The sequence below is a fragment of the Halogeometricum sp. S1BR25-6 genome (assembly GCF_031624495.1).
Lineage (GTDB): Archaea > Halobacteriota > Halobacteria > Halobacteriales > Haloferacaceae > Halogeometricum > Halogeometricum salsisoli.
The window spans coordinates 422,866-448,428 of record NZ_JAMQOP010000003.1 but is presented as its reverse complement, the minus strand read 5'-3'; the positions used below and the strand labels follow the sequence as shown (position 1 = coordinate 448,428).

Below are 25,563 nucleotides of genomic sequence, written 5' to 3'. Positions count from 1 at the left end.
TGCGACGCGCGGTTCAGTCTCCATCCCGCCACTCGCCTTCGAGGAGGCCGTAGTCGACGCAGTCGCGCCACGTCCCCTCGACGTACGCCTCCTCGCGAGCGACGCCCTCCCGCTCGAAGCCGACTTTCTCCAAAACTCGCTGCGAAGCCTCGTTGTCGGCGAACGTGGCGGCTTTTACCCGGTGGAGACCCAGTTCGTCGAACCCGTACTCGACCATCGCCGCGACGGCGGCCGTCGCGTAGCCCTCGTTCCAGTGTTCGTGTGCGACCCAGTAGGCCACCTCGGCGAACTGGAATTCGACGGCGTTCGACTCCTCGCGGACGAGGTAGACGAACCCGACTCGCTCGCCTCCGGCGCGGACTAACAGACCGACGCTCTCCTCGTTCTGTCCCATCGTCCCGCCGAGGCGGGCCGTAACCTGGTCGGCGCTGGTCGGCGTGATGACCGCTCGCGACGACCGAACTCGCGGGTCGTTCTCGTGTTCGCAGAGAAATCCGAGGTCCGACTGGTCGGCGGGGCAGAGCGTAACGCCGTCGCCGTGGAGAAACGCCGGTCCGGACATACACGAACCCTCATCACCTCGCCAGTAAAGTGCGATGGCCGCCGGAACGACAGGTTCGGCGCAGCGAACGGCGAGAAACCGACGCGAGGACACCTGACCTCAGTTCGGGACGACGGTTGAGATCGGGGGTGAGAAGGGTAGATAAATCACTCAGTGGTTTATCGAACGCCGGCGGGGGAGGAGGGAAGCCCGTGTGGACGAGCCTTCGAGTCCGGGGCGGACCGTCGGGCGACCGAAACCGGAAGAAACGGGGGCGGTAACCCCCGATTCGAAGCGTAGAGGAACACGACGACGGCGGACCGTGCGACGGTCGATGATAGTTCGCGTTCCACTCGGGATGTCTCTATCGAACCCGACCCGGAGCCGGTATCTTCGATTTCGCCTCGTTCTTCGCGACGTCGTCGAATCGGTCCTAAACTGGTTTCGCCGGCCCCTCATTCGCCGTCGGTCACCTCACAGCGACAGATCGGTCGGAGAGATATCCATCCGGTTCGGCTCTCATCAGCCTGCTTTCCGAGCACCGTTTCTGGGTCGCGGTGAACCCGTCGGCCGTCGGAACGGCCGAAGGAGTCGACACCGAGGGTTGCATTTGTAAACTTCCCTAGAAAACATTTTAGAATTTGTGGAAATTGTGAGAATTGTAAAGTGTGTAAAGAGTGTAGAGTGCGGGCGGCGACGAACGGGAGGGCGAGGGAGCGACAGGAGGCAGACCAAGCAGCGGTCGGCACCCATCGAGGGGTGACAGGGCCGGGGGGTTCGTCGAGTCGAACGGAGGAGGGGGGGGGTCGTCGAATCGAGGACGGGATGTGGGACACCGACGAGGTCTCGGAGAGCGTAAAAATTGTAGACTGTGCGAAGCCGGTGGGAACCGTAGAATTTCGGCCAGTGAGGAGAAGATTGCGGGAGAGTTGCAGATTTTAGAATTTGTGCGAATTCCAAGAATCGTGAGGTTGGGAAACTTTTGCTGGTTGATTGCGACCAACGGAGAGCGCGAGAGCCGTCTAGAAATTCTACAAATTTTGAATATTCTCAAATGTGTAAAACTCCCACAGCGTCTGACGCAGAGTTATATACGATGCCGTGGAAACAGCCGACAGCGTGTAGACTGCTGAAACAGTCTACAAATTCCAAAAACTTCACAAAATCCACCATGCGCAGAACTCGAACGCGGTTCGGACGGGGGACAGAGTAGATGGCGCGCGCAGTGAGCGTGTCGTTGCAGAAGGGCGGGGTCGGGAAGACGACCATCGCGATCAACCTCGCGGACGCACTGGCCGCGCGGGGGAACGAGGTGCTCCTCGTCGACCTCGACCAGCAGGGCAACGCGACCGAGGGCGTCGGAAAGAAAGAACTGTACGAGACAGACGGTCCACACATCGGCGACGTGTTGACCGAGGACGACCCGGTCGACGTGCGCGAGATTATCCACGACCGCGAGGAGTTCGACCTCCTCCCCGCACACGTCGACTTGGACGATATCGAAGACCGGATTCGGAACTCGACGTTCGGTATCCTGTGGGTCCGGCGGCGCATCGTCGAACCCCTCCTCGGGGAGGAGTACGACTACATCGTCATCGACTCGCCGCCGAGTCTCGGACCGCTCTCGGACGCGTCGCTCATCGGGGCGGGCAATCTCATCGTTCCCCTACTCATGAGCGAACCCAGCGTCTCCGGGTTCGAGCGGATGGTCGAACAGCAAGTCCGGCCCATCCGCAACGAGGTAGACCTCGACATCCTCGCCATCGTTCCGAACGACCTCAGCGGTAACAACGAGGAGCGACGCATCATCGACGACCTCGAAGCGTCACCGTTCGCGCAGTATCTCCCCGCGTTCGCGCGTTCGGAAGGGTTCGGGGAGTCGCCGGGGCCCGGAATCAGACACCGCATCGCGTTCAGTCGCGCCTGGCGCGACGGGAAAACACTCCGCGAGTACGACGCCGGCAGCGACATGCTCGACAGACTCGACCAACTGGCGCAGGTCGTCGAGAACGGAGGCACCGATGCCTGACGAGAACCGCTTTTCGGGGCTCGGCGACGTGGTCGAAGAACCCGAGGCGGACGCCGTCGAAGGGGCGGAAACGAGCGCGAGCGACGCCGACACATCGGCGTCCGGACCGGAACCGGAGTCAGAACCCGAGACGGAGACGAAAGAGGCCGAATCCGAGTCGTCGTTCGGTCCGGCGTTCGAGTTCGAGGACACGACGGCCAAGAGCGTCTACGTCCGGTCGGAAACGCTGTCGGTGATGGACGACGCCGAGTTCGAGGTCGAGTCGCTGCTTCGGCGGGACCACGACGTCCGCGACGTGACGGGGCGCGAGTTCCACGACGCCCTCGTCCGCGTCGCCGCCGACCACCCCGAAGAGGTGGCCGAGGTCATCGTCGGAACGCGGGACGGTGAGTAGGAGGAAGAGAGAACCGGGAGACGTTCGGTCGGTCCGGGATGCCACTACGTTCACGGGCGCGACGTCGGCCGCCCCGTGAGATAGTCGGCGGCCGTCAGGACGGACTCGGCGGTCTCCCATCGCGGGCCGCGGCCGACCGTGTCGTTCTCCCTGTCCCACCAGATGAACCCGTTACGTTCGAGTTTCGGCAGGTGGGCGTGGTAGAGCGTGGTCCGCGTCGTCTCCGGACTGGCGTCGGGGTCGGTTCGTCGCGAGAGCGAGTCGACGCTTACGTCGGCGCTGTCGGTCAGTTCTGCGAGCACGCGACGGCGCGTCGCGTGCGCGAGCGAGTCGAACATCGCGTTCCAAGACGCGGTCGTCGTATCACCACGAATCATAGTAGAGGTTCGGAACTCGCGCGAACGTGTGCGGTGCGCCGCGCGTCCGGCGCGCGGTCACGCGAGTGCAGTGAGCGTTCACCACCCCCGCGCGGCGTACACACCGCGGAACTCCCGCGTCCCGTATTCATTCACACCGTCTGTAGATGTATAAATCCCTCAATCGCCGGAACGCGATTCGGCCGTGAATCTGTTCCGGAGACAGGAGATACCGCACCGTCACGAGCATAGGTGACGGATATCGGTAGACCGACGCGGCCGCGAAGCACGGTTCGAGCGCCGTAACCCCCGGGGTGCGACGCCGAAAGTGCCGTTCGCCGATGCTCGAAGCTGTTCGTTCGTTGTCACGGCTGCGAGTGAACCGGAGATTCGGTCGAGCAGCAGTTCTCACGGATGCAGCGCAAAAAATCGGAACCCGAATTCGGAGCGGGTCCGAGCGAATCGAGAGTACACCGGAGAACCGGCGTCGGCCGGTTCCGGCGGTCGTCGGTCGCTAGTCGCGGCGGGTCGCCAGCAGGGCCGCGGCCAGCAGTGCCGTCACGGCGACGACCACGCCGAACCCGGGCGTGCTACCCCCGGTCGTGGTGGGGGTGCTCGTCTCGGTTTCGGTCGGCGTATCCGTCGGCGTGTCCGTTGGCGTATCCGTCGGCGTATCCGTCGGCGTGTCCGTGGTCATCGGCGTGTCCATCGGCGTGTCGGAGGGCGTCGGCGTCGTCTGGTTGATGATGACGCCGTCCTCGTTCGCAAGGTCGCTTCCGCCGCTACGGACGGAGATATCGAACTCGGTTCCGGCTTCGATGTCGGAGGTGTCGAACGTCGTGGAGACGGAACCGTTGGCGGTCGTCTCGACCGTGTTCGAGAGCAGGAACGCGGAGTTCGACTCCGAACTGCGAAGGCGGACGGTGACTTCCGAACCGCCCGCGAGGTTCGTATCGAACTGGACGGTCGCCTCTTCGGAGCGAACGACCTCGTACTGGTCGTCGTCGTTCAGATCGAGGTTCGCGTCGGGTTCTTCGGCGGTGAACGTCGTCGAGACGCGTTCTTCCTCGTCTTCGTCGACGTAGTCGATCACGTCCTCACCCTCCTCGCCGACGCGGAAGTACGCCTGGTACTCCGCGTCCTCGTCGAGGTCGAGTTGGTCGGTCTCGAAGACGACGAAGAACTGATTCTCGGCGACGGACTCGTCGCGGTAGATAGCCGCGTTACCGCCGTCGAACGGAATGGACTCTTCGTCGGCGTTCGCGCCCGCGTCGGTCTCCTCGATGCCGAGGTAGACGCCGTTCTCTTGGAGCGAGTCGATGTCGTCCTCGTTGATGATGCCGCTGACACCGCTGGCGTCGACGCGCACGACGAGGCGGTCGCCGATGGCGACCGTATCGCTCTGATTGGCGCTCTCGATGAGTTCCTCGGTGTCGTCGAAGCCGTCGGCGCTCCCGCCAGGAGCGGTCAGCGTGCTGATGCCGTTCGTGCTGCGGCCGACGAGGTCGAGGACGGCGATGTCCTGTTCGTCCTCGACTTCGTCTTCGTCGGCGTTGTACTGCAGCGACGTGCTCGCCCGGAGGTCGTAGTCGCCGGGTTCGAGACGGCTGTCGACTTCACCGTCGAGGTTGTCGCCGATCTCACCCTCGGTCACGTCGATGTCGCCGGTGACCGTCTCGATCTCGTCGTCCTCGCTCACGAGCTCGAACGGGTCGGTGCCGTCCTCGCTCCCGGTGAAGGTGTTGAACGAGAACGTCACCTCGCCGTCGTCGTCGTCGTCGTTCAGCCTGACGGCTTCGAGGTAGTTGACGTCGTCGCCGCCGAGGAAGACGTACGCCTGGTCGGTGTCCTCCATCTGGACGGTGATCTCGGCGAGGTCACCGACTTCCTCGGTGTAGGTCGACTGCGAGAAGTCGATGTTGCGGTTCTCCTCGCCGATTTCGAGTTCGTCGGAGTCGGACGCGGTCGTGTCCGTCACCTGGAACTCGAAGTCGTACTCGCCGGCGTCGATGTCGTCCGTCACCTCGGCGGTGATGGTGGTATCAGTGTCGCCTTCGAGGTAGACGCTGTCATCTTCCTCGTTCGTGGCGACGTACTGGCTCGCGTCGCCGAACATGATCTCCAGTTCGTCGGCGTCCAGACCGTCGGCGCTGACCTCGACGAGGTAGTCACCGCGGCCGGAGTCGAACACGAGGTCGACCTCGTCGTTCTGCGTAACCGAATCCTCGTCCCACTCCGCGGAGAGGTCCTGTTCGGCTATCTCGAAGAAGACGCCGTTGTCGAATCCGTCCTCACCCATGACGACGTAGTCGCCCTCAAGGTCGTCGGTGTCGATTTCGACGTAGCCGTTCTCGGGGGTGAGCTGGGAGATGAAGCTGGTCTCCTCGTCGCCGCGGTCCTCGACCTCGCGGAGGACGAGGTCACCGCTCAGGGAACTGACGTCGACATGGACAGTCTCGCCCTGGAAGTTGACGTCGCCGTCTCCGACGGCGTTCGCCGTGAGGTTGAACGAGGCGGTTTCCCCGTCGGTCCCGTCGCCGTCGACGGTGAGGTCGTACTCGCCGAGGTCGTCGAGTTCGGCTTCGCTCGTGTCGTACACGAGCGTCGCCGTCACCTCGACCGTCTCCGTGTCGTCGCCGTCGTTCTGGACGGTGAACTCGGCGACGCCGTCGTCGACGGATTTATCCGAGACGGAGAAGTTTCCGCTCCCGTCGAACGTCACACCGACGGCCAAGAGGTCGGTGTTCGGGATGTCGTTCGTGTCGATGCTGATGTCTTCGCTCTCATCCTCGTCGAGGGTCGTCTCGAAGACGACTTCCTGTCTCGCCGTATCCTGTCCGACGGCGACGTTTTGAGCGCTGTCGTCGTCGACGGTGCTCGTATCGATGGCGCTGACCGTACCGACGCCAGCGAAGACGGACAGAACCACGAGCGCCGCCATCAGGAGGGCACGCATGTCGTTTGCTTTTGTCATAGTTTGCTGTTATCTTGTCAGTGTGATCGACTTACCACTGTGCTACGAAGCCAAAGAGCCGTATTCCCATCATCACACTATCAGATACCAACTCTAAATCGTGGATTCGTTGATAAATATTTTCTGTATCGTGGACCCCGTCGTTCGGTCAGCGGCGCCGAGAGACGTTAGAAAGAAGAGAATTCCCGAGTATTTTTTCTGGTAATCACCGGTAGGTGCTCGGATCTACTATTATCTATATTTCTCTCTATTTTTGATTCTATCTTCAGTGTATCGACATTTCGTCTGCTAAATTTTTGCATATTTTAGAATTTTTAGAAATTTCCGCATCCAGAATCGTATATGATACTGGAAGGCTATCGGGGGAGGACAAAGAGGGGACGACTGACTCGTGCACTCCTTTTCGATATCGGGAGGGGAGAGAACGCGGGAGTAGAAAAGAAGTAATTGGACAAGAGAAGACGGGTCGAAGGGCCGAAGGGAAAACTGAGAAAAGAAAAAAACGAGTGTCCGACTCGGAGATTCTCGCCGCAGAGTTCGCGTCGACGCCGCGGATTTCTATCGAAAGAGGCCGAGCCGAAAGAGAGAGTAGCTTCAGTCGGCTATGACAAGATTACATTCGTAACGTATCTACGGCGACGAGTTCGCACGAAGCGTTGACGGAAAGAGTAGCGCTGTGCAACGGAATATGTTTCCCGAGGGTGTGCTCGGTGCGGACGGCCGCTTTCCCCGACACGCCGGCGCGCGGAAGAGACGAAAAGAGGGACCGCTAGATCTCTTGGATGCGTTCGTAGTCGTCGTCCAACGCCGCCGCGTCCTCGGGGAGGAGTGCGGCGACGGTGTAGTCGGCGTACTCGCTGATGTAGTCGACGAGTTGGGCGATGCGCCCGGAGTCGATGGCTTCCAGGGAGTCGAGGAGGATGAACGGCACCGTCTCGTGCACGTCGTGGACCAGATACCCCGCGAGGGCGAAGACGAGTCCGGTGACCTCGCGTTCGCTCTCGGAGAGGTGGTCGATGGTGTCCTCGTAGGTGGTGCCGTTATCGGCGCTCCGGATGATGTGCATGTCGAACATCGACTTCTGCACCTTCCGGCGACCCTCGCGGACGGTCTGTTCGGTGCGCTCGATCCAGATGCGGTCGAGGTTGCCGTAGTCGAGGATGTCGAGGACGGTATCCATGTGACTGTTGAACTCCTCGATGGCCTCGGACTCGATGCGCTCGATCTTCGTCCGGAGGTCGGCGAGTTCGTCTGCGATCTCTTCGCGGCGCTGCTCTAATCCCTCGCGGTCGTCGAGTCGGGACTCGACCGACTCGACCTCCGACTCCGTCGAGTCGAGGTCGTTTTCGAGCCGACCGATCTCGAACTCGAGTTGGTTCGCCTCGCGGTGCAGTTCGAGGACGTCGCCGTAGTCGCGGGATTCGAGCGTCTCGACTTCCGACTCCAGCGTCTCCACGCGACTGGTGAGTTCTTCGCGCTCCTCCTTCAGCGACTCGCGTCGGTCGCGGCGGCGGTCGAGTTCCTGGTCGATGCTCTGAACCCGGTCGTCGAGTTGACCGCGGCGCCGGTGGAGCTGTTCGAGTTCGTTCCGCTCGTCTTCGAGGTCGTCAATCTCGTCGCGCAAGTCGTTGCGCTGGTCGAGCTTCTCGCGGCGGAGCGAACGGAGTCGGTCGACCGTCTCTTCGATCTGGCTCGTCTCGACCTCGGTTCCGCACGTCCAGCAGACGACGGTGTCGGAGTCGACGAGGGCGTCGGTGACCGAGCCGTCCTGGTCCTCGTCGCGGAGGGCGGCGGCGACGTCGGCGCTGGTCCCCTCCAGCATGTCCTCGTTGAACTGGATGACCGTCTGAAGCTGATTGACGCTGGAGTCGACCCGCTGCATCCGGTCGCGGAGGTCCGCGATCTGCGACTCTATCTCGTCGCCCCCGTCGAGTTCGTCGGGTATCTCCGCGCGCTCGGTCGTCAGTTCCTCGCGCTCGGATTCGAGCGCCTCGATGCTCTCGCCCTCGGCGTCGATATCGTACCGAACGTCCTCGAGATCCGACCGCGCCTCCTTGAGGTCGTCCAGTCGGGACTCCAACTCGTCGCGGTCGTCGCGGGACTGCTCGATGTTGGCGTCCGCCTCCTCTATCTCCTGTTCTTTCTCCTCCAACTCGGTGCGTTTCTCCTCGATCTGTTCTTTCAGCGACTGCCGCTCCTCCTCGAGTTCGGGGAGTCGCCCGTCCAGCGAGTCGAGGTCGGATATCTCGTTGTCGACCTCGCGTTTCTCCTCTTCGAGTTCGCGAATCTGCGTCTGGATGGCGTCGGTGTCGATGGGCCGCATGATGAGTTCGCGGAGGTCGTCGCCGCGAGCGACGGCCTGCCGGGACTCGTTCGACTCCAGAAGGAACGCGAATAGGTCGGCGAGCGTCGCGTCTTCGAGATACGGGTCGCCTTCGGTGACGATGGTGCTTCCGCGCCGCTTCAGCGTCCGAGTGTAGGTTCGGTCTCCGACGGTGAGGCTCACGGATCCCTCGTCGGCGTCGCCTTTCAGCGACGCGCTGTCGCTGCCGAGAGCCGCCATGATGGACTGCAAGAGGGACGTTCGGTTCGTCGCGTTCCGGCCCGCGAGCGCCGTGACGCCGGGACCGAACTCGACCGTCGTCTCCGCGATACCGCCGATATTCTCGACGTGGAGCGTGACGGCCTCTGCCGCAGACTGTGCCTGACTCATAGCTCATGACTCTGGGCGAGAGCATATAATACTTCAGTACACGGCAGAAGGGCGTTACAGAAATACCGCTGTAAGGTTACCGGACGCCGACGCCGCTGAGCGGGTGTCGCGGGCGCCTCGTGGCTCTGCAAAAGAGAGTTACTCCGTCGCGTTCGTCTCGCCCGCGGCGGCGGCGAGTTCGCCGCCACACTCACAGCGACCCTCTTCTAGGAGGTCTTGGACGTCGTACTGCGTTCCGCAGTCTCGGCAGAACACGCGGACGTCGACGAGCACCTCGAACTCGCCGATCTGAATCCGGTCGGTGTTCGCCAAATTTTCGACGATGTTCTCGGAGACGGCGGCCGTCCTGCTCCGGAGCCGCTGAATAGTGTCGAGACCCTTCTGTACGCGGTCTTCGTCCGTCTGCTCGTCACGCTTGACACCGCGGTACTTCGTCAGGTAGGTGTGTATCGCCTGGTGAGAGACGAAATCTTTCTGGAGACTCTCGGTATCGATTCCCTCGCGTTCGAGCGTCTGTTTCGCCTGCGTCTGCATCCCGCTCGAGACGTCGTCGGCGGTCAACAGGCGGTAGGTGTTTTCGACTTCGCCGTCGAGGGGGTTCATTCCCGCCTCGACCATCACCGCGCGAAGCAGCCGTCGGTTGAAGTCGTCGGCGAGTTCGCGGAGGCTTAGACGGTCGTCACGGGCCGCCGTCCACAGGTTTTCCAGTCGCTCGCCCTCCCCGTCGAGACCGTACTCGTCGATGAGCCGGCGGACTTTACTTCGGCGTCCGCGTTTCGCCGTCTCGTTCTCCTCGCTACTCATTGAACGGTAGAAGTGAGAGGGCGCGCCAGTAAATACGTTCCGCCTCGTTTCCCGGCTGGTCACGAGGCACATCATGAACTCGCGCGAACCCGCGTCGGTCCGGTCGAAATCGCCCGGACTCGTGTTCGGGGTCGTTCCGACTCGTGTTAGATCCAGTCGACCCGCCGAGCGTACCCTGCCGGACCCGGTCGCATCTGGTCGGACATGACGGGGGTCGGCGCCCGCCGAGGAGACGAAACGAATTAGAGATCGACGAGTCAGGACGTCCGCAGTTCTCGAAGCAGTCGGCGGACGTGTCCGACGGAGTAGGAGACCCCGAACGTCCGTTCGACGTGGTCCCTGACGAGTTCGGGAGTCCACTGGTCGCCCTCGTACCCGTGTTCGGTCGGGGCCGCGTCGAGGTGGTCCTGCAGTCGCCGTCGGTCCCCGTCGTCGAGCTTTCGCGGGCGACCCGGGCGGTCCTCGTCGGTTATGGCCTCGGCTACCGGTTCGGCCTCGAATCTGTCGAGCCAGTAGTAGAGGGTCGAGCGGGGGATACCGTAGCGCTCCGCGAGGACGGACACCGCGACACCGTCGAGGTAATCCAAGGCGACGACGAGACGTTTCGCCTCCTTCGCCGACCCCGCATCCGCGAGTGCGCGACGAAGTTCGTCCGGGTCCACGTCGTCGAGCTTGACCATGTTCGCCGCACTCGGGGACCGGACTTAACTCTAAGCACTTTCGTCGGCGCCGAAGAGAGACGGGCGGCAGAGAGCGTACACGGAACAGCGGACGGGGTGGTGTTCAGGAGGCGGTCGTTCTCGGTCTGTGGGGTGGGACGGCTCGCAGTTCGGCGTGATTCGGTTGCGCTCGTGCTCGTGTGAAACCGGCGGCCCCAGTCGGTCGGTCGCTCCGGCGGCGCTATCGAGGGACACACCACCGTGTCCGCCGTTCCGGTGGGCGGACCCGCTCGGGCCTCCCGACGGTCGGTCGCATCGCTCTCGGTTACACTGCACCGGTCCCACGACGACCCGTCGGTCGGACCGAGCAGTCGGGTCGGCTTCGGTCGTCGACACCACCTCGTCCGGAGTAACTCACGGACGGCGGCCGATAACACGGGATTCGGAACGGCCGTCACTCGCGCGTTGCGCATCTGCTCCGCGGTGGCCGGAACAGTTGGTCCCCGCCTCGGATAGGCTCTCAAACCGTCCGACCCACACCACCGTGTCCGCTGTTCTTCGGCGACGAGAGGAGATACGATACTGGGACGGACCCAAGAGGTTCCACGTCCGCCAGTCCGGAGGTCGTCGAACGGGAGTCCGAACACGGGACTTTCCGGCTGTGTTACTTTCTCGAGCGTATTCCTGCGTGTTCGGTGTCGAGATGGCCGCTGACAGATGAAGAGGCCGGTCACCGGTCCCACGTTCTGTGGCGTCGTCCGTCGTTCGGTCCACACACCCCCTCCACCGTGTCCGCTGTTCTGCCCGTCGAAGGGGGGTGGGGGGGTAGCCGGAGAACCGCTTCCGTCTGGGGCGACGCGGCGGCCACCGCGCGAGAGCATCCGGCGATATCCCGGTTCGAACCGCTTGAACGCGGGGAACTCGTTCGATATCTCTCTCGTTCTCCGCTCTAAGAGGACTACGGAGTAACTTGCGGTGTGATATAATAAATCTGTCGGCCCAAAAGGACCATCGTTCCGACCGCCACTCCCCCCCACCCCCGCTCGCGCCGGAACTGCGGACAAAGTGGAGGGGGTGTGTTCTCGCCGTTCTTTATATACGGACAGAACAGCGGACACTCCGGACGCGGTGGTTTTATCAATAGTGCCCGTGAGGACGTGTCCATGGCGCTGTTCGAGCGGGACAACGACATCTACCGGGACCGGGACGCCCTGCGGGAGGATTATCAGCCCGAGCAGTTGGTCGGCCGCGACGAGGAACTCCGAACGTACCAAGCGGCGCTCCAACCCGTCATCAACGGCGAGCAACCGAACAACATCTTCCTCTACGGAAAGACGGGCGTGGGGAAGACGGCGGCGACGAAGTATCTCCTCGCGCACCTCCGGGAGGACGCCGCGCAGTACGACGACATCGACCTCTCGGTCACCTTTCTCAACTGCGACGGCCTCACCAGCTCCTACCAGATAGCCACCCGCCTCGTCAACAGCCTCCGCTCGGAGTCGAATCAGATATCCACGACGGGCTACCCGCTCGCCTCGGTTTACGAGATGCTCTGGGACGAACTCGACGACCGGGCGGGCAGCGTCCTCGTCGTCCTCGACGAGATAGACCACGTCAACGACGACAGCATCCTCTATCAACTCCCCCGCGCCCGCGCGAACGGTAACCTCGAAGTCGCCAAAATCGGTCTCATCGGCATCTCGAACGACTTCTCTTTCCGCGACGACCTCTCGCCGAAAGTCAAGAGTTCGCTGTGCGAACAGGAGATTCACTTCCCCGCCTACAACGCCGAAAACCTCCGCGCCATCCTCCAACAGCGCGCCGAAGTTGCCTTCCACGAGGGCGTCCTCTCAGAGGAGGTCATCCCGCTGTGCGCCGCCTACGGGGCGAAAGACGCCGGCGACGCTCGCCAGTCCATCGACCTCCTGATGAAGGCGGGCGACCTGGCGCGCGACGAGGAGACCGACTCCATCGAGGAGAGTCACGTCCGACGCGGACGTCGAGCGCTCGAACGCGGCCGTATCAAAGAGGGAATCAACGGACTCACCGAGCACGGCCACCTCGTTCTCTACGCGCTCCTCACCCTGGATCTGGAGGGAGAGACGCCCATCCGCTCGCGTGACGTCCGCCCTCGCTACACCCGCTTCGCCGAACTCGCCAACCGCGACCCTCTCGTCCCCCGTCGGATGCGAGACCACCTGAGCGAACTCGCCATGCTGGGCATCGTCTCCGTCACCGAACGAAACGAGGGGCGACGCGGCGGAACCTACCGGGAGTACGCGCTCGACATGGACGTCGAACTCATCCTCTCGGCGATGGCCGACACCGTCGAACTCGTCGGCGTCCACGACAGCATCAACCCCTACGTCGATGGCGACGACGAACCGACGACGCTCGAAGACTTCCACGGAGCGTAGGCGCCCGCACCGGTGCGCTCGACGCGGTCCCGAACACCGCCGTGTCCGCTGTTTTGAGACCGGAGCCTTCCGACTCTGTGCCGACTGCCGTTCGCTTTCGACACCACCGCGTCCGCTGTTCGAGCGGCGTCCGTATCACGTACGATTTCAAAAGTCGAAGTCCGAAGCTCGACCGCGAGCGCGTCTACTCGCTCACGTTCGTCGCCGGCGCGCGAACGCGGCGGCACCGAGGAACACCGAGAGCAGCGCCACGACCGGACCGAATCCGGGCGTTCCTGAGTTCGTCTCGCCGGTGGCGGTCGGGTCGGCGCCGGTCTCGGTCGCGGTGACCGTCGCTTCGTCGGTCACCGCGGCCGTCTCCGCGTCTCCGTCGCCGCCCTCGCTGTCGGCGGTCCCGTTTTCGTCGCCGCCGGCCGTCTGCGCCGTCGAGACGGACGACGACCCGTCGCCCTCGTCGGACGCGTTCGCCCCCGTCGCGTCCGTGACGGTCACGTTCCCGACGGAGCGCCCGCCGAGCGACAGTTCGTACGTCCCGGACTCCTCGAAGGAGTGCGACAGCGTCACCGTCTCGCTGGCTCCCGCTTCGAGCGAGAGTTCGCGGGCGTCGACCGTCTCGTCGCCGACGGTGAGGTCCACGGTGGTCGCGCCGTCGGCGTCGCCGACGTTGGCGACGACGGCGGAGGCGTTCACCGCGTCACCGACCGAGACGTTCGTCGCGGAGAGCGTCGCGTTCGATAGCTCGAAGGAGGCCGTCTCGCCGGCGTCTCCGGAGTACCCGCCGCCGGACCCGCCGGACGACCCGCCGTCGTCGCTGTCGTCTTCGCCGTCAGCGTCGTCGGACCCGCCCTCGTCGTTCTCGTCGTCGAGGCTCCCGCCGCTCGGAGCCTCGTCTTCGTCGTCCGGTTCGACGTCCCCGTCGCCGCCGCTCGGGTCAGCGTCCTCCCCGTCCTCGGCGCCTCCGCCGCTCTCGGTCTCAGTTTCAGTTTCGGTTTCCGTCGTGGTGTCGCCGTCATCCCCGTCTTCGACGTCGATGGTCACGTCGACTGTCGCCGGAGCGGACTGCCCTCCTCGGGTGTCGTTGACGGTGACGGCGAACGAGTCGGTCCCCGACGTGGCCTCGGTGTCGTACGTGACGGTCCCGTCGCCGTTCGACGTCGCGGACCCCTCCTCGGCGCCCTCGACTATCGCGACGCTCGACGGGTCCACCTCGTCACCGTCGGGGTCGGTCGCGTACTCGGTCACGTCGACGGTCACCTCTTCGCCGGTGTACTCTATCGCGGGGATATCCCCGATTTCGGGCGGAGCGTTCTCCTCCGCGACGCCGCCGCACGTCCCCACTTCGGCGTACTGCGCGGTCAGGGTCGCGTCGGCGGTCGGGACGGTGTACGTCCGATCCGAGTCGGTCGCTCCGTCGCTCCAGCCGTCGAACTCGTAGCTCGTTCCCTCCCGGCAGACCGACTCGGGCGCCGACAGACTGTGCCGGTACCCGATCATCGTGTCGAACGTGTAGCCGCCGTCGGCGGTCGACTCCGGCACGCCGCCGACGCTGACGTTGACGCCCTCGGGTTGGCTCGCCAGCGTGACGTCGACCTCCTCGGGTTCGATGGTCACCGACTTCGTCGTCTGCAGTCCGTCGGAGTCGGTGGCCGTCACGTTGACTTCGTAGGCGACGACACCCGTCGTCGCGTGACCCGTCGCCGGCACCGTGTACGTTATCGACTCGCCCGTCTCGGACGTCTGCGGGTGTCGGTGCGTGTTGTGGGCGAGGCTGACCTCCCACTCGATATCCTCCCCTGAGAGCCGTCCGTCCTCGACGTCGGTCACGTCGGCCGACAGCGTGACGTCCTCGCCCCCGCGCGCGCTCACGTCGCCGGAGGGATTCAGCGTCATCTCGGGTGCGCCGCCGACGCTGACCGGGACGGGTTCGGAGTCCACCGCCGTCGTCCCGTCGCTCACCTCGACGTAGGGTTCGTAGGACCCCTGCTCGTCGTACGTGTGAGAAATGCTCGCACCGCTCGCCGTCTCGCCGTCGCCGAAGTGCCACGTGTAACTCAGGTCGTCGCCCTCGGGGTCCGACGCGCTCGCGTCGAACGTCACGTCGAGGGGTGCGGCGCCGCTCTCGGGCGTCGCGCTCGCGGAGTCGACCTGCGGCGCCTTGTTCCCGGATTCGTAGACGTAGCGAACGATCTGTCCCCGCCCCAATTGCGTCCCGTAGAGGGCGCCGTCGGGTCCGACCTTGGTCGAGACGAGGGCGCCCGTCCCTTTGTCGAAGTTGTAGGGACCGGCGACGACCTCCGTCCCGTCGTCGCTCAGCACGAGGTACTTGATGAGTCGGTCGTTGTAGTCGCTGTAGAACAGGACGTTGTCGTACTCCTCGGGGAACATGTCGGCGCCGTAGACGGGGCCGACGGTGACCGCGGCGCCGTAGCCGTCGCCGGACGGGTCGTCGTTCGCGCCGCCGGGCGTCTCGCCGTGTAAGTACGAGAAGATGGGGTCGTTGTAGTCGGGATTCTCGCAGACGCCCTCGCAGTCGGGCCAACCGTAGTTGGCGCCCTTCTCGCCGAGGTGGATGTCTTCGGCGGCGTCGTAGCGGTTGTTCCCGCCGACCTCGCCGATGTAGAGTTCGCCGTTCTGCGCGAAGTTGATTCGATACGGGTTTCGGAGGCCGTACGCCCATATCTCTCCGAGAGTGTCGGGGTCGCCGTCGCCGGCGAACGGGTTGTCTTCGGGAATGGAGCCGTCGGGGTTCAGGCGGATGATCTTTCCGTCGGGTCGGGAGAGGTCCTGCGCCCACTGGGCGTTGTCGTACTCGTCGCCGGTCCCGATGTACACCTTTCCGTCGGGGCCGACGTCGAGGCCGCCGCCGAGGTGACAGCAGGCGATGTCCGAACCGGTGTGTATCTCGTTTCGCCAGAGCACCTCCCGACTCGCGGGGTCGGCGCGACTGGTCGTTCCCCCGTCGTTCTCAACGTGGGTGAACCGCGCGAGGACGTTCTCCGGTTCGCTATTCGCGGGGTCGGCCGCGTCCGGGTCGTCGAGGCGCGAGTAGTAGACGTAGAACTCGCCGCTCTCATCGAAGTCGTTCGCCAGTGCGATACCGAGGAGCCCTCGCTCGCGATTGGACTCGACGCTGTCGATCTCTCGGAGGTCGAGGTACGTTTCGGACTCCTCGGTCCCCGGGTCGTAGATGACTATCTCCCCGCCCTTCTGGATGACGAGCATCCGTCCGTCGGGCAGGAACACCGTCTCCATCGGTTGGTTCAGCCCCGAGATGACCGTCTCCTTGCGGAAGGAGTCGGAGTCGGCCGCCCACTCGTCCGAACCGTCGCTACCGCCGCCGTCTGTGTGGTCGCCGTGCGCCGCCGCCGGTCCGGCGGCGAAGACGACGCCTGCGGTAATCGAGGACGTGAGCGTGACGAACGCCAACAGCACCGCCACCGCCCGTCGCCTCGCACCTGAACGAGTTGTAAATTGCACTGCTCTGCCTTTTGAGACGGAATATTCCCCCAAAGTTACTCACGACAATCTCGTTCGTCTCGTTTTTGTCTCATTTTTCAGAGATAATTTATTGGAGAAAGGACGAACTAACAGTGACAGGTGACGAATATGACAGAAGTGGGGTTTTTACTCGATTAATCACACTCAGATGAGCGTGCTAACACAGCGCTCGTGGTCGCGCCAACCGCGCCGGGAGAAGGGTTCCTGACTCGGCGCTTTCAGCGACTCACGAAACCGTTCCGTCGAGGAGGTGCGTCAACGCCATCACGTACGACCCCACCTCGTAGGTGCCCTTGTACTGCTGGTCGCGCCATCCGTTCGTGAACTGACGATTGTCCATCCGGTCGTCGGTCGTCACCTGCCGCATCGGAACGCCGATTTCGGAGATATCGACGAGGTCATGCCCGGTTCCGTTTGTCTCGAATATCCACGCCATCGCGCGGCGCACCTCGTGTGTGTACTCCTTCTCGCCGCCCGCGGCGTCGTAGTGGGCGACGGCGTTGACGAAGAACGTCTGGTGGCACTCGTAGAGGTAGTGCCAGTACGGCGTTCCGGTCGTGAGTTTGCCGCGCAGTTCCCCGTACAGGCGGGCGTGCAGGGGCCAGTCCTCCCAGACGAACGCGCCGTCCTCGCGCATTCGGTTCTCGACGGTGTAGTCGAGAACGTCCTCCAGGTCGCCGAGGTAGCCGGTCTTTCCGGTCACCTCGATCGCGCGCGCGACGGCCCAGCAGGTGTACATCTGGTTCTGGTGGCGGCGGGTCGTGTGGTTGTCGAAGCCGTACAACCCCTCCGGAGTCCGGCGATCGGATATCTCCCAGAGGCCGCGGTCGACGAACGCCTCCACGCGTTCGTCGTCGGGAACCGCCTCGTGGAGGTACGTCGCGCCGTAGAGGGCGAGACTGTCCTCGGCGTGGTCGAACTCGACCGCCTCGTCGGCGTGTTCGAAGAGGGTGCGCGCAGACGCGAGGTAGTCGTCCCGTTCCTCCTCGAACACCTCCGCGGCCATCGCGTACGCGGCGAGGAGGGGACCGACCCCGTAACTCGGCATCGCCTTGGGGAGTTCCCCCGATTCGATGCGTTCGTCGAAGAACTCGAACTCGCGCCGGAGTTTCGCGTCGTACTCGTCGGTGCCGAGCGGCGACGTTCGCCAGTTCATCGCGCCCATCAGCGCCATCGGAGCGTAGCGCCACTCCTGGCTCTCGTCGCGGGACCACACGAGCGAGCCGTCGTCGTCGAACTCGTACGTCAGCGCGCGGATGATGCAGTCGTCCACCTCGTCCCAGAAGCCGTTCTCGGCGGTCGGCCGGAACAGCGCCTCCAACCCCCGTTCGAGGTAGGAGTCGTACTTCATCGGGCGCACGGCGAGGACGATGTACGACGCCCGCCGCCACAGTTCGCGTTCGGTCAACTCCTCGGAGAGACGTTCGGCCGCGTCGACGAACCGCTCTTGGTACCGGTCGGGGAGGGCGTTGACGCCGAGATGGAGTAGACGGGGATACTGGAACAGCAGGTCGAAGTCGGCGAGGTGCCAGTTCGGCGAAACGACGTCGAGCGCCTCGTCGGGTTCGTAAAAGCGGTTGTCCCCGTTGGCGGCGTAGGGAGAGCGGGGGGTGGGAACGGAGAAGACGTAGAGGCCGTCGGACTTCGTGACCCGGTGAACCTCCGCCGTGAGACCCGGCACGTCGAGGAACTTCCAGTCGTACGGGCCGATAGAGACCGCCCCGTCGAAGTGGTCGTCGGGGAACGGCAGCGTCGGGGTTTCGGGTTCGGTCACTTCGTAGGCGTCCACCGCGTCCCCGAGTACGTCGCGCGCGGTGTCGCTTGCGGCGGCCGAGAAGTCGAGTCGGACGACGTCGTCCGCGTCGAGGGTCGCCGTCACCGTCGACTCGGAGGCGACGTCGAGCACTCGGTCGCGGTGACCGAGACGCTCGACGGCGGCCAGACGCTCCGCGTCCCGGAGGTACTGCATGTTGGGGCCGACGGGGGGCTGTTTCACCCACCGCTTGAGCCGGCGTTCTCGGGCGTCGTGCGACTTCGTCGTCTCGGAGGAGTGAGCAGGTCCTGACATGAATGTCCGACCGCGTGACGGCGGCGTATACTGGTGACACAGACGAGTCGAACTTAAGTATACGGCGACGAACGCCGACCGGTCCGCTCCGTCGGGGACGCTGCGCAACGTTTTATTCCTCGCCTCCCCAGACCCGAAGTAGCGATGCGCATCTGTATGCTCCTGAACGCGGTCTACCCGACAGACATCCGTCTCGACAAGGAGGTGAAGTCGCTGACCGCCGACGGACACACCGTGTTCATCCTGTCGGAGGCCGACAAGGGGCTTCCCGACCGGGAAGAGGTCGGGTCGGCGACCGTCATCCGTCGTCCCTTCCAGGCCGCCTACGCGGGTCTCGACGGCATCTTCGCCGGCGCGCGCACTCTCACCACCGGCGTCGTCGAGTCATGGATGCAGGCGCTGGCCGAAATCGTACCGGCGGAGGGAATCGAGGCGCTTCACGCACACGACCTCCCGATGGTCCACACCGCCCTCGCCGCGGGCGAGCGACACGACCTCCCCGTCGTCGCGGACCTCCACGAGAACTGGCCGGAGGCCGTCAAGCAGTACCGCCGGGGCAATTCGTTCCGGTCGCTCACCAACCTCCGATACCTGGCCGACCGGATGACTCGACCGGTGTTCCGCTGGAAGCGAATCGAACGCGACGCCGTCCGGAGGGCCGACAGGGTCGTCACGGTGACCGAGGAGGCGGCGGACCACTACGTCGAGAACTGCGGCGCCGACCGCTCGAAGGTTGACGTCGTCTCGAACTACGTCTCGATGGAGGCGTTCGGGAACCCGAACCTCCGGGACGTAGGGTTCGAAGACGAGTTCGTCGTCTCCTACGTCGGAACTCTCGGCGGTCCGCACCGCGGCCTCGACGCGGTGGTTCGTGCGATGCCGGCCGTCCTCGACCGCGTCCCGAACGCGCGTCTCCTCGTCGTAGGCAACGGCGAGGAGTACCGGCGTCGCCTCGAATCGCTCGTCTCCGAACTCGGCGTCGCCGACCACGTCACCTTCACGGGTCGCGTCCCGTTCGAAGACGTCCCGTCCTACATCGCCGCCAGCGACGTCTGTCTGGTCCCGCACCAGTCGACCGGGCACACCGAGACGACGGTCCCGCACAAACTCTTTCAGTACATGGCGATGTCTCGACCCGTCGTCGTCACCGACGTGGCTCCCCTCCGCCGCATCGTCCGCGAGACCGACGCCGGGATGGTCGTCCGGCCCGACGACCCCGCGGGGTTCGCGCTCGCGTTCGTGGAGTTGGCCGAGGACGAAGCGCGCGCGAGAACGCTCGGGAAGAACGGTCGCCGCGCCGTCGAAGAGACGTACAACTGGGAGCGGACGGGACGGACGCTCTGTGAGTGTTATCGAAAGCTACAGGACGGGGCCGATGCGTGCGAGCGGAACACCGAACTCTCGACGGTCTGACCTGCGTCCGAGCGCCGACGCTCCATAACTAAGTCGTACGAAAAAACGGCGAGACGGTGGACCGCCACGGTCCGTCGGCGTCTGGGCTGGCGAACCGAGACGGAGTGGCGTTTAGTGGCAGCGGACCGCGAGGTCCGACCGTCCGGCGCGTGGTAGGCTGTCAGCGGTGGCCCGACCCGGCCGAGTGGCAGTCGGCCGAGCGAGCGGAGCGGTGATGACGGTTGAGGCTTGTTCTGCTAGCGATGCGGTGGCGGCTCCCGTCGAGGTGGCGGACTCGACGGGCGCCGGCCGGACGGCGCGGCGACCCGCCGCACGGGGCAGACGTCCGCTCCCAGTTGGCGGGCCGACGATCCGAGTCCGCGCACGTGGACGAACTCGGACGGTCGACCCGCCGACTCCATCCCCCAAGCGTTCTCGGATTCGATTTGTTGCGCCATCCACCCGGTTAGTAGAGTGTTAATTACAAATAGTTTTTGGCGAAAAACTAGTAAAAATACGGGAATGTAAGGGGACAGATACAGTTAGCTCTTGTTCAGAATACAGGTGTCTTGAATCCCCAACGGTAGTTTATAACCGTATTAACTCCGAGTTTTGGTCTCCATAGGCGACCGCGTGGAGGCCGACCGCCGACGCCGATTTTCGACGAAGTAATCGAGCGCGTGCGACAGCGCTCGGTGCACGGGAAGATTCTCGCCGGAGCGGTCCCGCCGTTCGGCGGCGTCGTCGCTGTGGTCGAATAGGGTCTCCCGTCCGCTATCTAGTCTCCGAGACAGTTTCCACCGACCGTTGCAGACCATCGCGGCCGCAGGCGCGGTTCCCGCGGCGGCGAACACCTGTCGTTCGGTCACTCGTCGCCCGGCGAACGAACGGAGGTCCGAACCGCCGCGCTGTGCGGCGCGTTCGACGCCGGCGGCGGCGGCGAGCGTCGGTAGCACGTCGACCGACGACGCGGCGAACTCCACCTGCTCGGCGTCGAATCCGGGGCCGTGGACGAACAGCGGAACGCGAACGGACTCCTCGTAGAAGTCCCCGCTGGTGTCGTACCACCGGCCGTGTTCGCCCAGCGGGCATCCGCTCGTCCCCGCGAACGCGGTCACGGTGTCCGCGACGTTGAGGCGCGATTGAATCCCGTCGAATAGGCGGCCGACGTGGCGGTCGAGGTGTTCGAGTTCTCCCCGGTAGAGTGTTTCCAGCGTCGCGCGCTCCTCCTCGGTCAGCGCGTCGGGCGCGTTGGCGGTGGCGTAGCCGAGTTTGGTCGCGGTCCGGACGTCGATTCCGTCGCTCGCGGTCCCCTCCCGCGGGACGTGCGGCGCGCGCGCGGTATCGTAATGCACCCATAGGAACCGCGGACCGGACGTTTCGTCCAGCCACGAGAGCGCGCGTTCGGTCACGTCCGCGGCGGGATGGGACGGGGGTGCCGCGACCCGCGTCCCGAACGACGACCCGATCAGCCGGTCGGCGGACGCCAGCGGCCCACCGAGCACCGTGTTGTCGGCGATCCGCCGATGCGCACTCGCGCGGAGTCGCCCCGAGACCGTCTCGTCCGAGGACTCGTCGGGCGTCTCGAACCCCCAAGACGAACGCGTTTCGTCGGGACGCCCGTGGAAGAGACCCGCCTCCCAGCCGGCGTCGGCGAGAGCGTCGACGAGTGTCGGGTCCTTTCCGCTATCCTCGGTGGGATGGGTACTGGTCAGTATCGCTCGGAGCGTCGATTCGTGGTCGGGAGAGCTGGTGTACGCTCGCGAAAACACCGTCGAATCACCCGCGAGACGACCGAGAGCGGGGAGCGCGGCGTCGACCTGTCCGTCTTCGGTGCGGACGTGGTCGCGGCGCACTGCGGCAGCAGTGACGAGGACGACGTGCATGTCGACTTCTTATAGAATTCCATCAATATTATATCTAGCGGAAATTCAAATTTTTATGAATGGCTGAATTCCGTTCAGCTCGCCGGTCGGACGAGTCGGCGGCGTACGGCGTTCCAGGCGGCCGCCAGTCCGGGCGCGCCGTCGAGCAGCCACCAGACGACGACGAGGGCGGCGAAGAGCAACTCGAAGACCAGTTGACCGTCGATCTGCGCGCTCAGCAGATACTGAATGATTCCGACGGACGGCTCCGATCCTCGAACGGGAAAGAGGGGCCACAGGAGGAACGTCAGACCCTCGACTCGGCCGGAAAGGAGGCTTTGGTAGCTATCTCCCATCAGATGCGAGTAGTAACCGATGGCGAAGGCGGCCCCGCCCGGCAGGTCGTACCGTCGGAGGAGACCGGCGACGAGGAGGACGACGGCCGTCCCGAAGAACAGCGAGTGGGCGAGCGTCCGCCCACCCGGCAGTACGTGTAATGACCACCCGAGCGGTTTGTCGATCAGGTCGGGTGCCTGCGAACCGAGTACCGCGAGCAGGACGCCCGGCCACTCGGGGGCGAGTCGATAGCGGAGGCGCACGTACGAGGAGTAGAGGACGTACGCGAAGGCGAGGTGTCCCCAGGGCCACATCGTGCCACTCTGCGGGCCCGGCGGGTAACTACCTGTCGGTCCATTCGATTCCCGTACCGCTCTCCGACGGTGCGAACCGGTGCCGGCCGGACTGATTAATCCGATTCATACACGAGCTACGTGCTGTCGTTCGACGTTCCGGGGTTTTCACGGGCTGCGCCGCGTCCACGTTAGTAAGACACTTAATCAAAAAATCGAATAATAACACTTATCTGAACCCGACCGAACCGAAGAGCGTTCGCAGAGATGAGAGCGCAGATCGAACAGTGGTGGGAGCAGCGTATCGACCGCGAGGACGGAGCCAAGTCGTATCACATCGCGTACGAGCACTCCGAACTCGTCAGCACGAACGTCGTTTTGAGTATCGCGGCAATCGAGGGCGTTGAACCCACGGGACTCCCGCCGCTGGGGGCGGCGGTGGACCCCGACGCGCTGGACGACCTCATCGGCGAAGGCGAGATGTGCGGGTCCATCTCGTTTCGCTACGCCGGCTACGAGGTGACGATTCACAGCGACGGCCGCCTGGAAGTCGTCTCGGTCAGGGACCTGCCGAGCCGAGGGTGCGGAAGCTGACGCTGGGCCGTTTTCGGCGGCGTTTCGGCGGTCGCTCGTCCTCCGCTCTGCAGGCGCGTGCCACGCTAACAGCTCTCGCTTTAGGTGACACATACCAATGCGGTCACCCCGGCTGACTGTCTCGTATGTTTGGAACGAGCGGTATCCGCGGACCCGTCGGTGAGACGGTGACGGCGGACCTCGCACTCCGCATCGGACAGGCGCTCGCCGTCGACGCCGAGCGGGTCGTTCTGGGTCGGGACGCGCGCGTTACGGGGGACGTCCTCGCGGACGCCCTCAGCGCCGGACTCCGCGAGTGCGGGGCCGACGTGGTTCGCGTCGGCGTCGCCGCGACGCCGACCATCGCGCGGAGCGTCGAGTGGTTCGGCGCGGACGCAGGCGTCGCGGTCACCGCCTCGCACAACCCGGCGCCCGACAACGGTATCAAACTCTGGACGCAGTCCGGACAGGCGTTCTCCCCCGAGCGGAACAACCGCATCGAAGAGCGGGTGGAGTCGGGCGGTCTCGCGCCCGCGGATTGGGACGGGTTCGGCCGCGAGCACGCGGAGACGGACGCCGTCGAACGGCACACCGACGCGGTGGTCGACGCGTTCGAGACGATGGCGGGCGTCGATGCCGTCGTGGACCTCGGCAACGGGACCGGTCGCGTCACCGTCGACGCCCTCTACGAGTTGGACGCAACCGTGAACACGCTCAACGCGCAGCAAGACGGAACGTTTCCCGCGCGCAAGAGCGAACCCAACGCCGAGACGCTCACGACGCTCCGTCAGACCGTCCCCGCGACTGACGCGGACTTCGGTATCGCCCACGACGGCGACTCCGACCGCATGGTCGCCGTCTCCGACACCGGGGCGTACGTCCCCGGTGACGCCCTCCTCGCCCTCTTCGCGCGCGACGTGGTGTCGGAGGGCGACTCCGTGGCCGTCCCCGTCGACACCAGCCTCCTCGTCGCCGACGTGGTGGCCGAGGCGGGCGGCGAGGTGACGTACACCCCCGTCGGCGACGTGTTCGTCGCGGAGGCCGTCTCCCGACCCGGATTCGTCTTCGGGGGCGAGCCGAGCGGCGCGTGGATCTGGCCCGACCAGACGCTCGCTCCCGATGGAAACTACGCGGCGCTTCGCCTCGCGGATCTCGTCCGTCGGAAGGGACCGCTCTCCGAACAGGTCGCGGACCTCGACGTCTCCCGCTACACCACCCGTCGGCTGAACCTCTCCGTCGACGACAAGGCGGGGGCGATGCGGACGCTCGCCGAAGCGCTCACCGACGCGTACGAGAACGTCGATACGACCGACGGAGTGCGTGTCGAGACAGACTCGGGTTGGTTCCTCGTTCGCGCCAGCGGTACCGAACCGCTGATTCGCGTCACCGCCGAAGCGCGCGCCGAATCCGACGCCGACGAACTGGTCTCCGAAGTGAAAAGTATAATTCAGGCCGAAGGAATCGAGTCCTGAGCGGCCACAATTCTCCTCCTAACCCTTTCAGGAGTCACGTATTTCTCTCTTTGGCATAATACTATTTATAACGTTATAGCCCATCGGTCTCAGTGTTCAGGCTACGCAGTCGCATTTCGGATGCTCCCGACTCGCTGCCGCGACGCGTTGCCCGAACGACAAGCTATCTGCCTGTAACCCGTTGGCACGGGTTCGACACCGCACATTGGCGGGACGGCGCGGGGGGCCGCGCCGCTATCCGCCCTATAACAATTTACGTTCTAGTCCTGACTGTAATCGATGAAAGCAGTCGTGCTCGCCGCCGGTAAGGGGACGCGCCTCAGGCCGCTGACGGACGACAAACCGAAGGCACTGGTAGAAGTCGACGGCAGACCCATTCTCCAGCACTGCCTCGACTCGCTGTGTGAACTCGACGCCGAGGAGTTCGTCTTGGTCGTCGGCCATCAGAAAGAACAGATCATCGCCCGGTTCGGCGACGAATACCGCGGCATTCCGATCACGTACGCGCACCAGCGCGAAGCGCTGGGCCTCGCTCACGCGGTCCTCACCGCGGAGGAGCATATCGACGACGACTTCATGCTGATGCTCGGAGACAACGTCTTCGATGCGAACCTCGAAGAGGTCGTCGCCCGACAACACGACGACCACGCCGACGCGGCGTTCCTCGTCGAAGAAGTGCCGTGGGAGGAGGCCTCCCGCTACGGGGTCTGCGTGACGAACGACCGCGGCGACATCACCGAAGTCGTCGAGAAGCCCGACGAACCCGAGTCGAACCTTGTGATGACCGGCTTCTACACGTTCTCACCTGCCATCTTCCACGCCTGCCACCTCGTCCAACCGTCGGACCGAGGAGAGTACGAACTCCCCGATGCGATAGACCTACTCATCCGTTCGGGGCGAACTATCTCCGCCGTCCTCTCAGAGGGCTGGCGCGTCGACGTCGGCTACCCCGAAGACCGGGACCGAGCCGAGCAACTCGTCCGCGGCGAACGCGGCGAGACCGATACCGAACCAAACCGCGAGGAATCCGCGTCGGAACCCGGCGCCGAAGACAACTGAGTCGTCACTCTCCGCTCTCCCGCACCGGTCCGATATCGATGTCGTGACTCGGCCGGGACGCGTCCGCGCGCGCCGTCGAGCAGTCCGCGGGTGCGGACACACCACCGTGTCCGCGGTTAT

At 64.5% G+C, this 25,563-nt stretch carries 17 protein-coding genes; 7 read left to right on the top strand and 10 right to left on the bottom strand.

Annotated elements, in window-relative coordinates:
* Positions 1-13: 13 nt before the first annotated feature.
* Complete coding sequence (locus NDI76_RS17130) at positions 14-562, bottom strand: GNAT family N-acetyltransferase (protein ID WP_310925363.1); 549 nt, start codon at positions 560-562, stop codon at positions 14-16.
* A 1,192-nt stretch (positions 563-1,754) separates the two neighbouring features.
* On the opposite strand from NDI76_RS17130, the gene NDI76_RS17125 reads away from it, so the two are divergent.
* Together NDI76_RS17125 and NDI76_RS17120 are read left to right on the top strand one after the other, a co-directional pair.
* Positions 1,755-2,570, top strand: coding sequence for a ParA family protein (locus NDI76_RS17125; protein WP_310925362.1), 816 nt, complete (start codon positions 1,755-1,757; stop codon positions 2,568-2,570).
* A complete protein-coding gene (locus tag NDI76_RS17120; protein WP_310925361.1) occupies positions 2,563-2,964 on the top strand; it encodes a DUF7970 domain-containing protein in 402 nt (133 codons plus the stop codon). Before NDI76_RS17125 ends, NDI76_RS17120 begins: the two co-directional genes overlap by 8 nt.
* Before the next feature lie 50 nt (positions 2,965-3,014).
* Here NDI76_RS17120 and NDI76_RS17115 read toward each other — a convergent pair whose 3' ends face one another.
* From NDI76_RS17115 to NDI76_RS17095, 5 genes are all read right to left on the bottom strand, one after another.
* Complete coding sequence (locus tag NDI76_RS17115) at positions 3,015-3,341, bottom strand: winged helix-turn-helix domain-containing protein (protein ID WP_310925360.1); 327 nt, start codon at positions 3,339-3,341, stop codon at positions 3,015-3,017.
* 493 nt (positions 3,342-3,834) lie between these two features.
* The gene (locus tag NDI76_RS17110; protein ID WP_310925359.1) at positions 3,835-6,294 is read right to left on the bottom strand and encodes a BGTF surface domain-containing protein; all 2,460 of its coding nucleotides are present in this window, start codon (positions 6,292-6,294) and stop codon (positions 3,835-3,837) included.
* Positions 6,295-7,063: 769 nt separating this feature from the next.
* A complete protein-coding gene (locus tag NDI76_RS17105) occupies positions 7,064-9,007 on the bottom strand; it encodes an archaea-specific SMC-related protein (protein ID WP_310925358.1) in 1,944 nt (647 codons plus the stop codon).
* Positions 9,008-9,145: 138 nt separating this feature from the next.
* Positions 9,146-9,811: a rod-determining factor RdfA gene (gene rdfA, locus NDI76_RS17100; RefSeq protein ID WP_310925357.1), complete on the bottom strand. Its 666-nt coding sequence runs from the start codon at positions 9,809-9,811 to the stop codon at positions 9,146-9,148.
* A gap of 257 nt (positions 9,812-10,068) precedes the next feature.
* Positions 10,069-10,491, bottom strand: a complete 423-nt coding sequence (locus NDI76_RS17095; protein ID WP_310925356.1) for a helix-turn-helix domain-containing protein — start codon at positions 10,489-10,491, stop codon at positions 10,069-10,071.
* Between the two features lie 1,142 nt (positions 10,492-11,633).
* Between NDI76_RS17095 and NDI76_RS17090 the strand changes: the two genes are divergently transcribed.
* Positions 11,634-12,887, top strand: coding sequence for an orc1/cdc6 family replication initiation protein (locus NDI76_RS17090; protein WP_310925355.1), 1,254 nt, complete (start codon positions 11,634-11,636; stop codon positions 12,885-12,887).
* A gap of 192 nt (positions 12,888-13,079) precedes the next feature.
* On the opposite strand, the gene NDI76_RS17085 is transcribed toward NDI76_RS17090, so the two are convergent.
* Positions 13,080-16,325 carry a PQQ-dependent sugar dehydrogenase gene (locus tag NDI76_RS17085; RefSeq protein WP_310925354.1) on the bottom strand — a complete coding sequence of 1,082 codons (3,246 nt, stop codon included), beginning with the start codon at positions 16,323-16,325 and terminating at the stop codon, positions 13,080-13,082.
* A gap of 286 nt (positions 16,326-16,611) precedes the next feature.
* Complete coding sequence (locus tag NDI76_RS17080) at positions 16,612-18,453, bottom strand: class I SAM-dependent methyltransferase (protein ID WP_310925353.1); 1,842 nt, start codon at positions 18,451-18,453, stop codon at positions 16,612-16,614.
* Positions 18,454-18,597: 144 nt separating this feature from the next.
* On the opposite strand from NDI76_RS17080, the gene NDI76_RS17075 reads away from it, so the two are divergent.
* Positions 18,598-19,866 (top strand): glycosyltransferase family 4 protein, encoded by a 1,269-nt coding sequence (locus NDI76_RS17075; RefSeq protein WP_310925352.1) that lies wholly within the window; start codon positions 18,598-18,600, stop codon positions 19,864-19,866.
* 578 nt (positions 19,867-20,444) lie between these two features.
* Here the strand turns inward: NDI76_RS17075 and NDI76_RS17070 are convergent.
* Positions 20,445-21,731, bottom strand: coding sequence for a sulfatase-like hydrolase/transferase (locus NDI76_RS17070; RefSeq protein ID WP_310925351.1), 1,287 nt, complete (start codon positions 21,729-21,731; stop codon positions 20,445-20,447).
* A 74-nt stretch (positions 21,732-21,805) separates the two neighbouring features.
* Positions 21,806-22,360 carry a metal-dependent hydrolase gene (locus NDI76_RS17065; protein ID WP_310925350.1) on the bottom strand — a complete coding sequence of 185 codons (555 nt, stop codon included), beginning with the start codon at positions 22,358-22,360 and terminating at the stop codon, positions 21,806-21,808.
* Between the two features lie 246 nt (positions 22,361-22,606).
* Between NDI76_RS17065 and NDI76_RS17060 the strand changes: the two genes are divergently transcribed.
* The 3 genes from NDI76_RS17060 to aglF all read left to right on the top strand — a co-directional run bounded on the left by NDI76_RS17060 (position 22,607) and on the right by aglF (position 25,443).
* The gene (locus NDI76_RS17060; protein WP_310925349.1) at positions 22,607-22,933 is read left to right on the top strand and encodes a HalOD1 output domain-containing protein; all 327 of its coding nucleotides are present in this window, start codon (positions 22,607-22,609) and stop codon (positions 22,931-22,933) included.
* 125 nt (positions 22,934-23,058) lie between these two features.
* Entirely contained in the window at positions 23,059-24,384 is a 1,326-nt protein-coding gene (gene glmM, locus NDI76_RS17055) for a phosphoglucosamine mutase (RefSeq protein ID WP_310925348.1), read from the top strand.
* A gap of 279 nt (positions 24,385-24,663) precedes the next feature.
* Entirely contained in the window at positions 24,664-25,443 is a 780-nt protein-coding gene (gene aglF, locus NDI76_RS17050; protein WP_310925347.1) for a UTP--glucose-1-phosphate uridylyltransferase AglF, read from the top strand.
* The last annotated feature ends 120 nt before the right edge of the window (positions 25,444-25,563 follow it).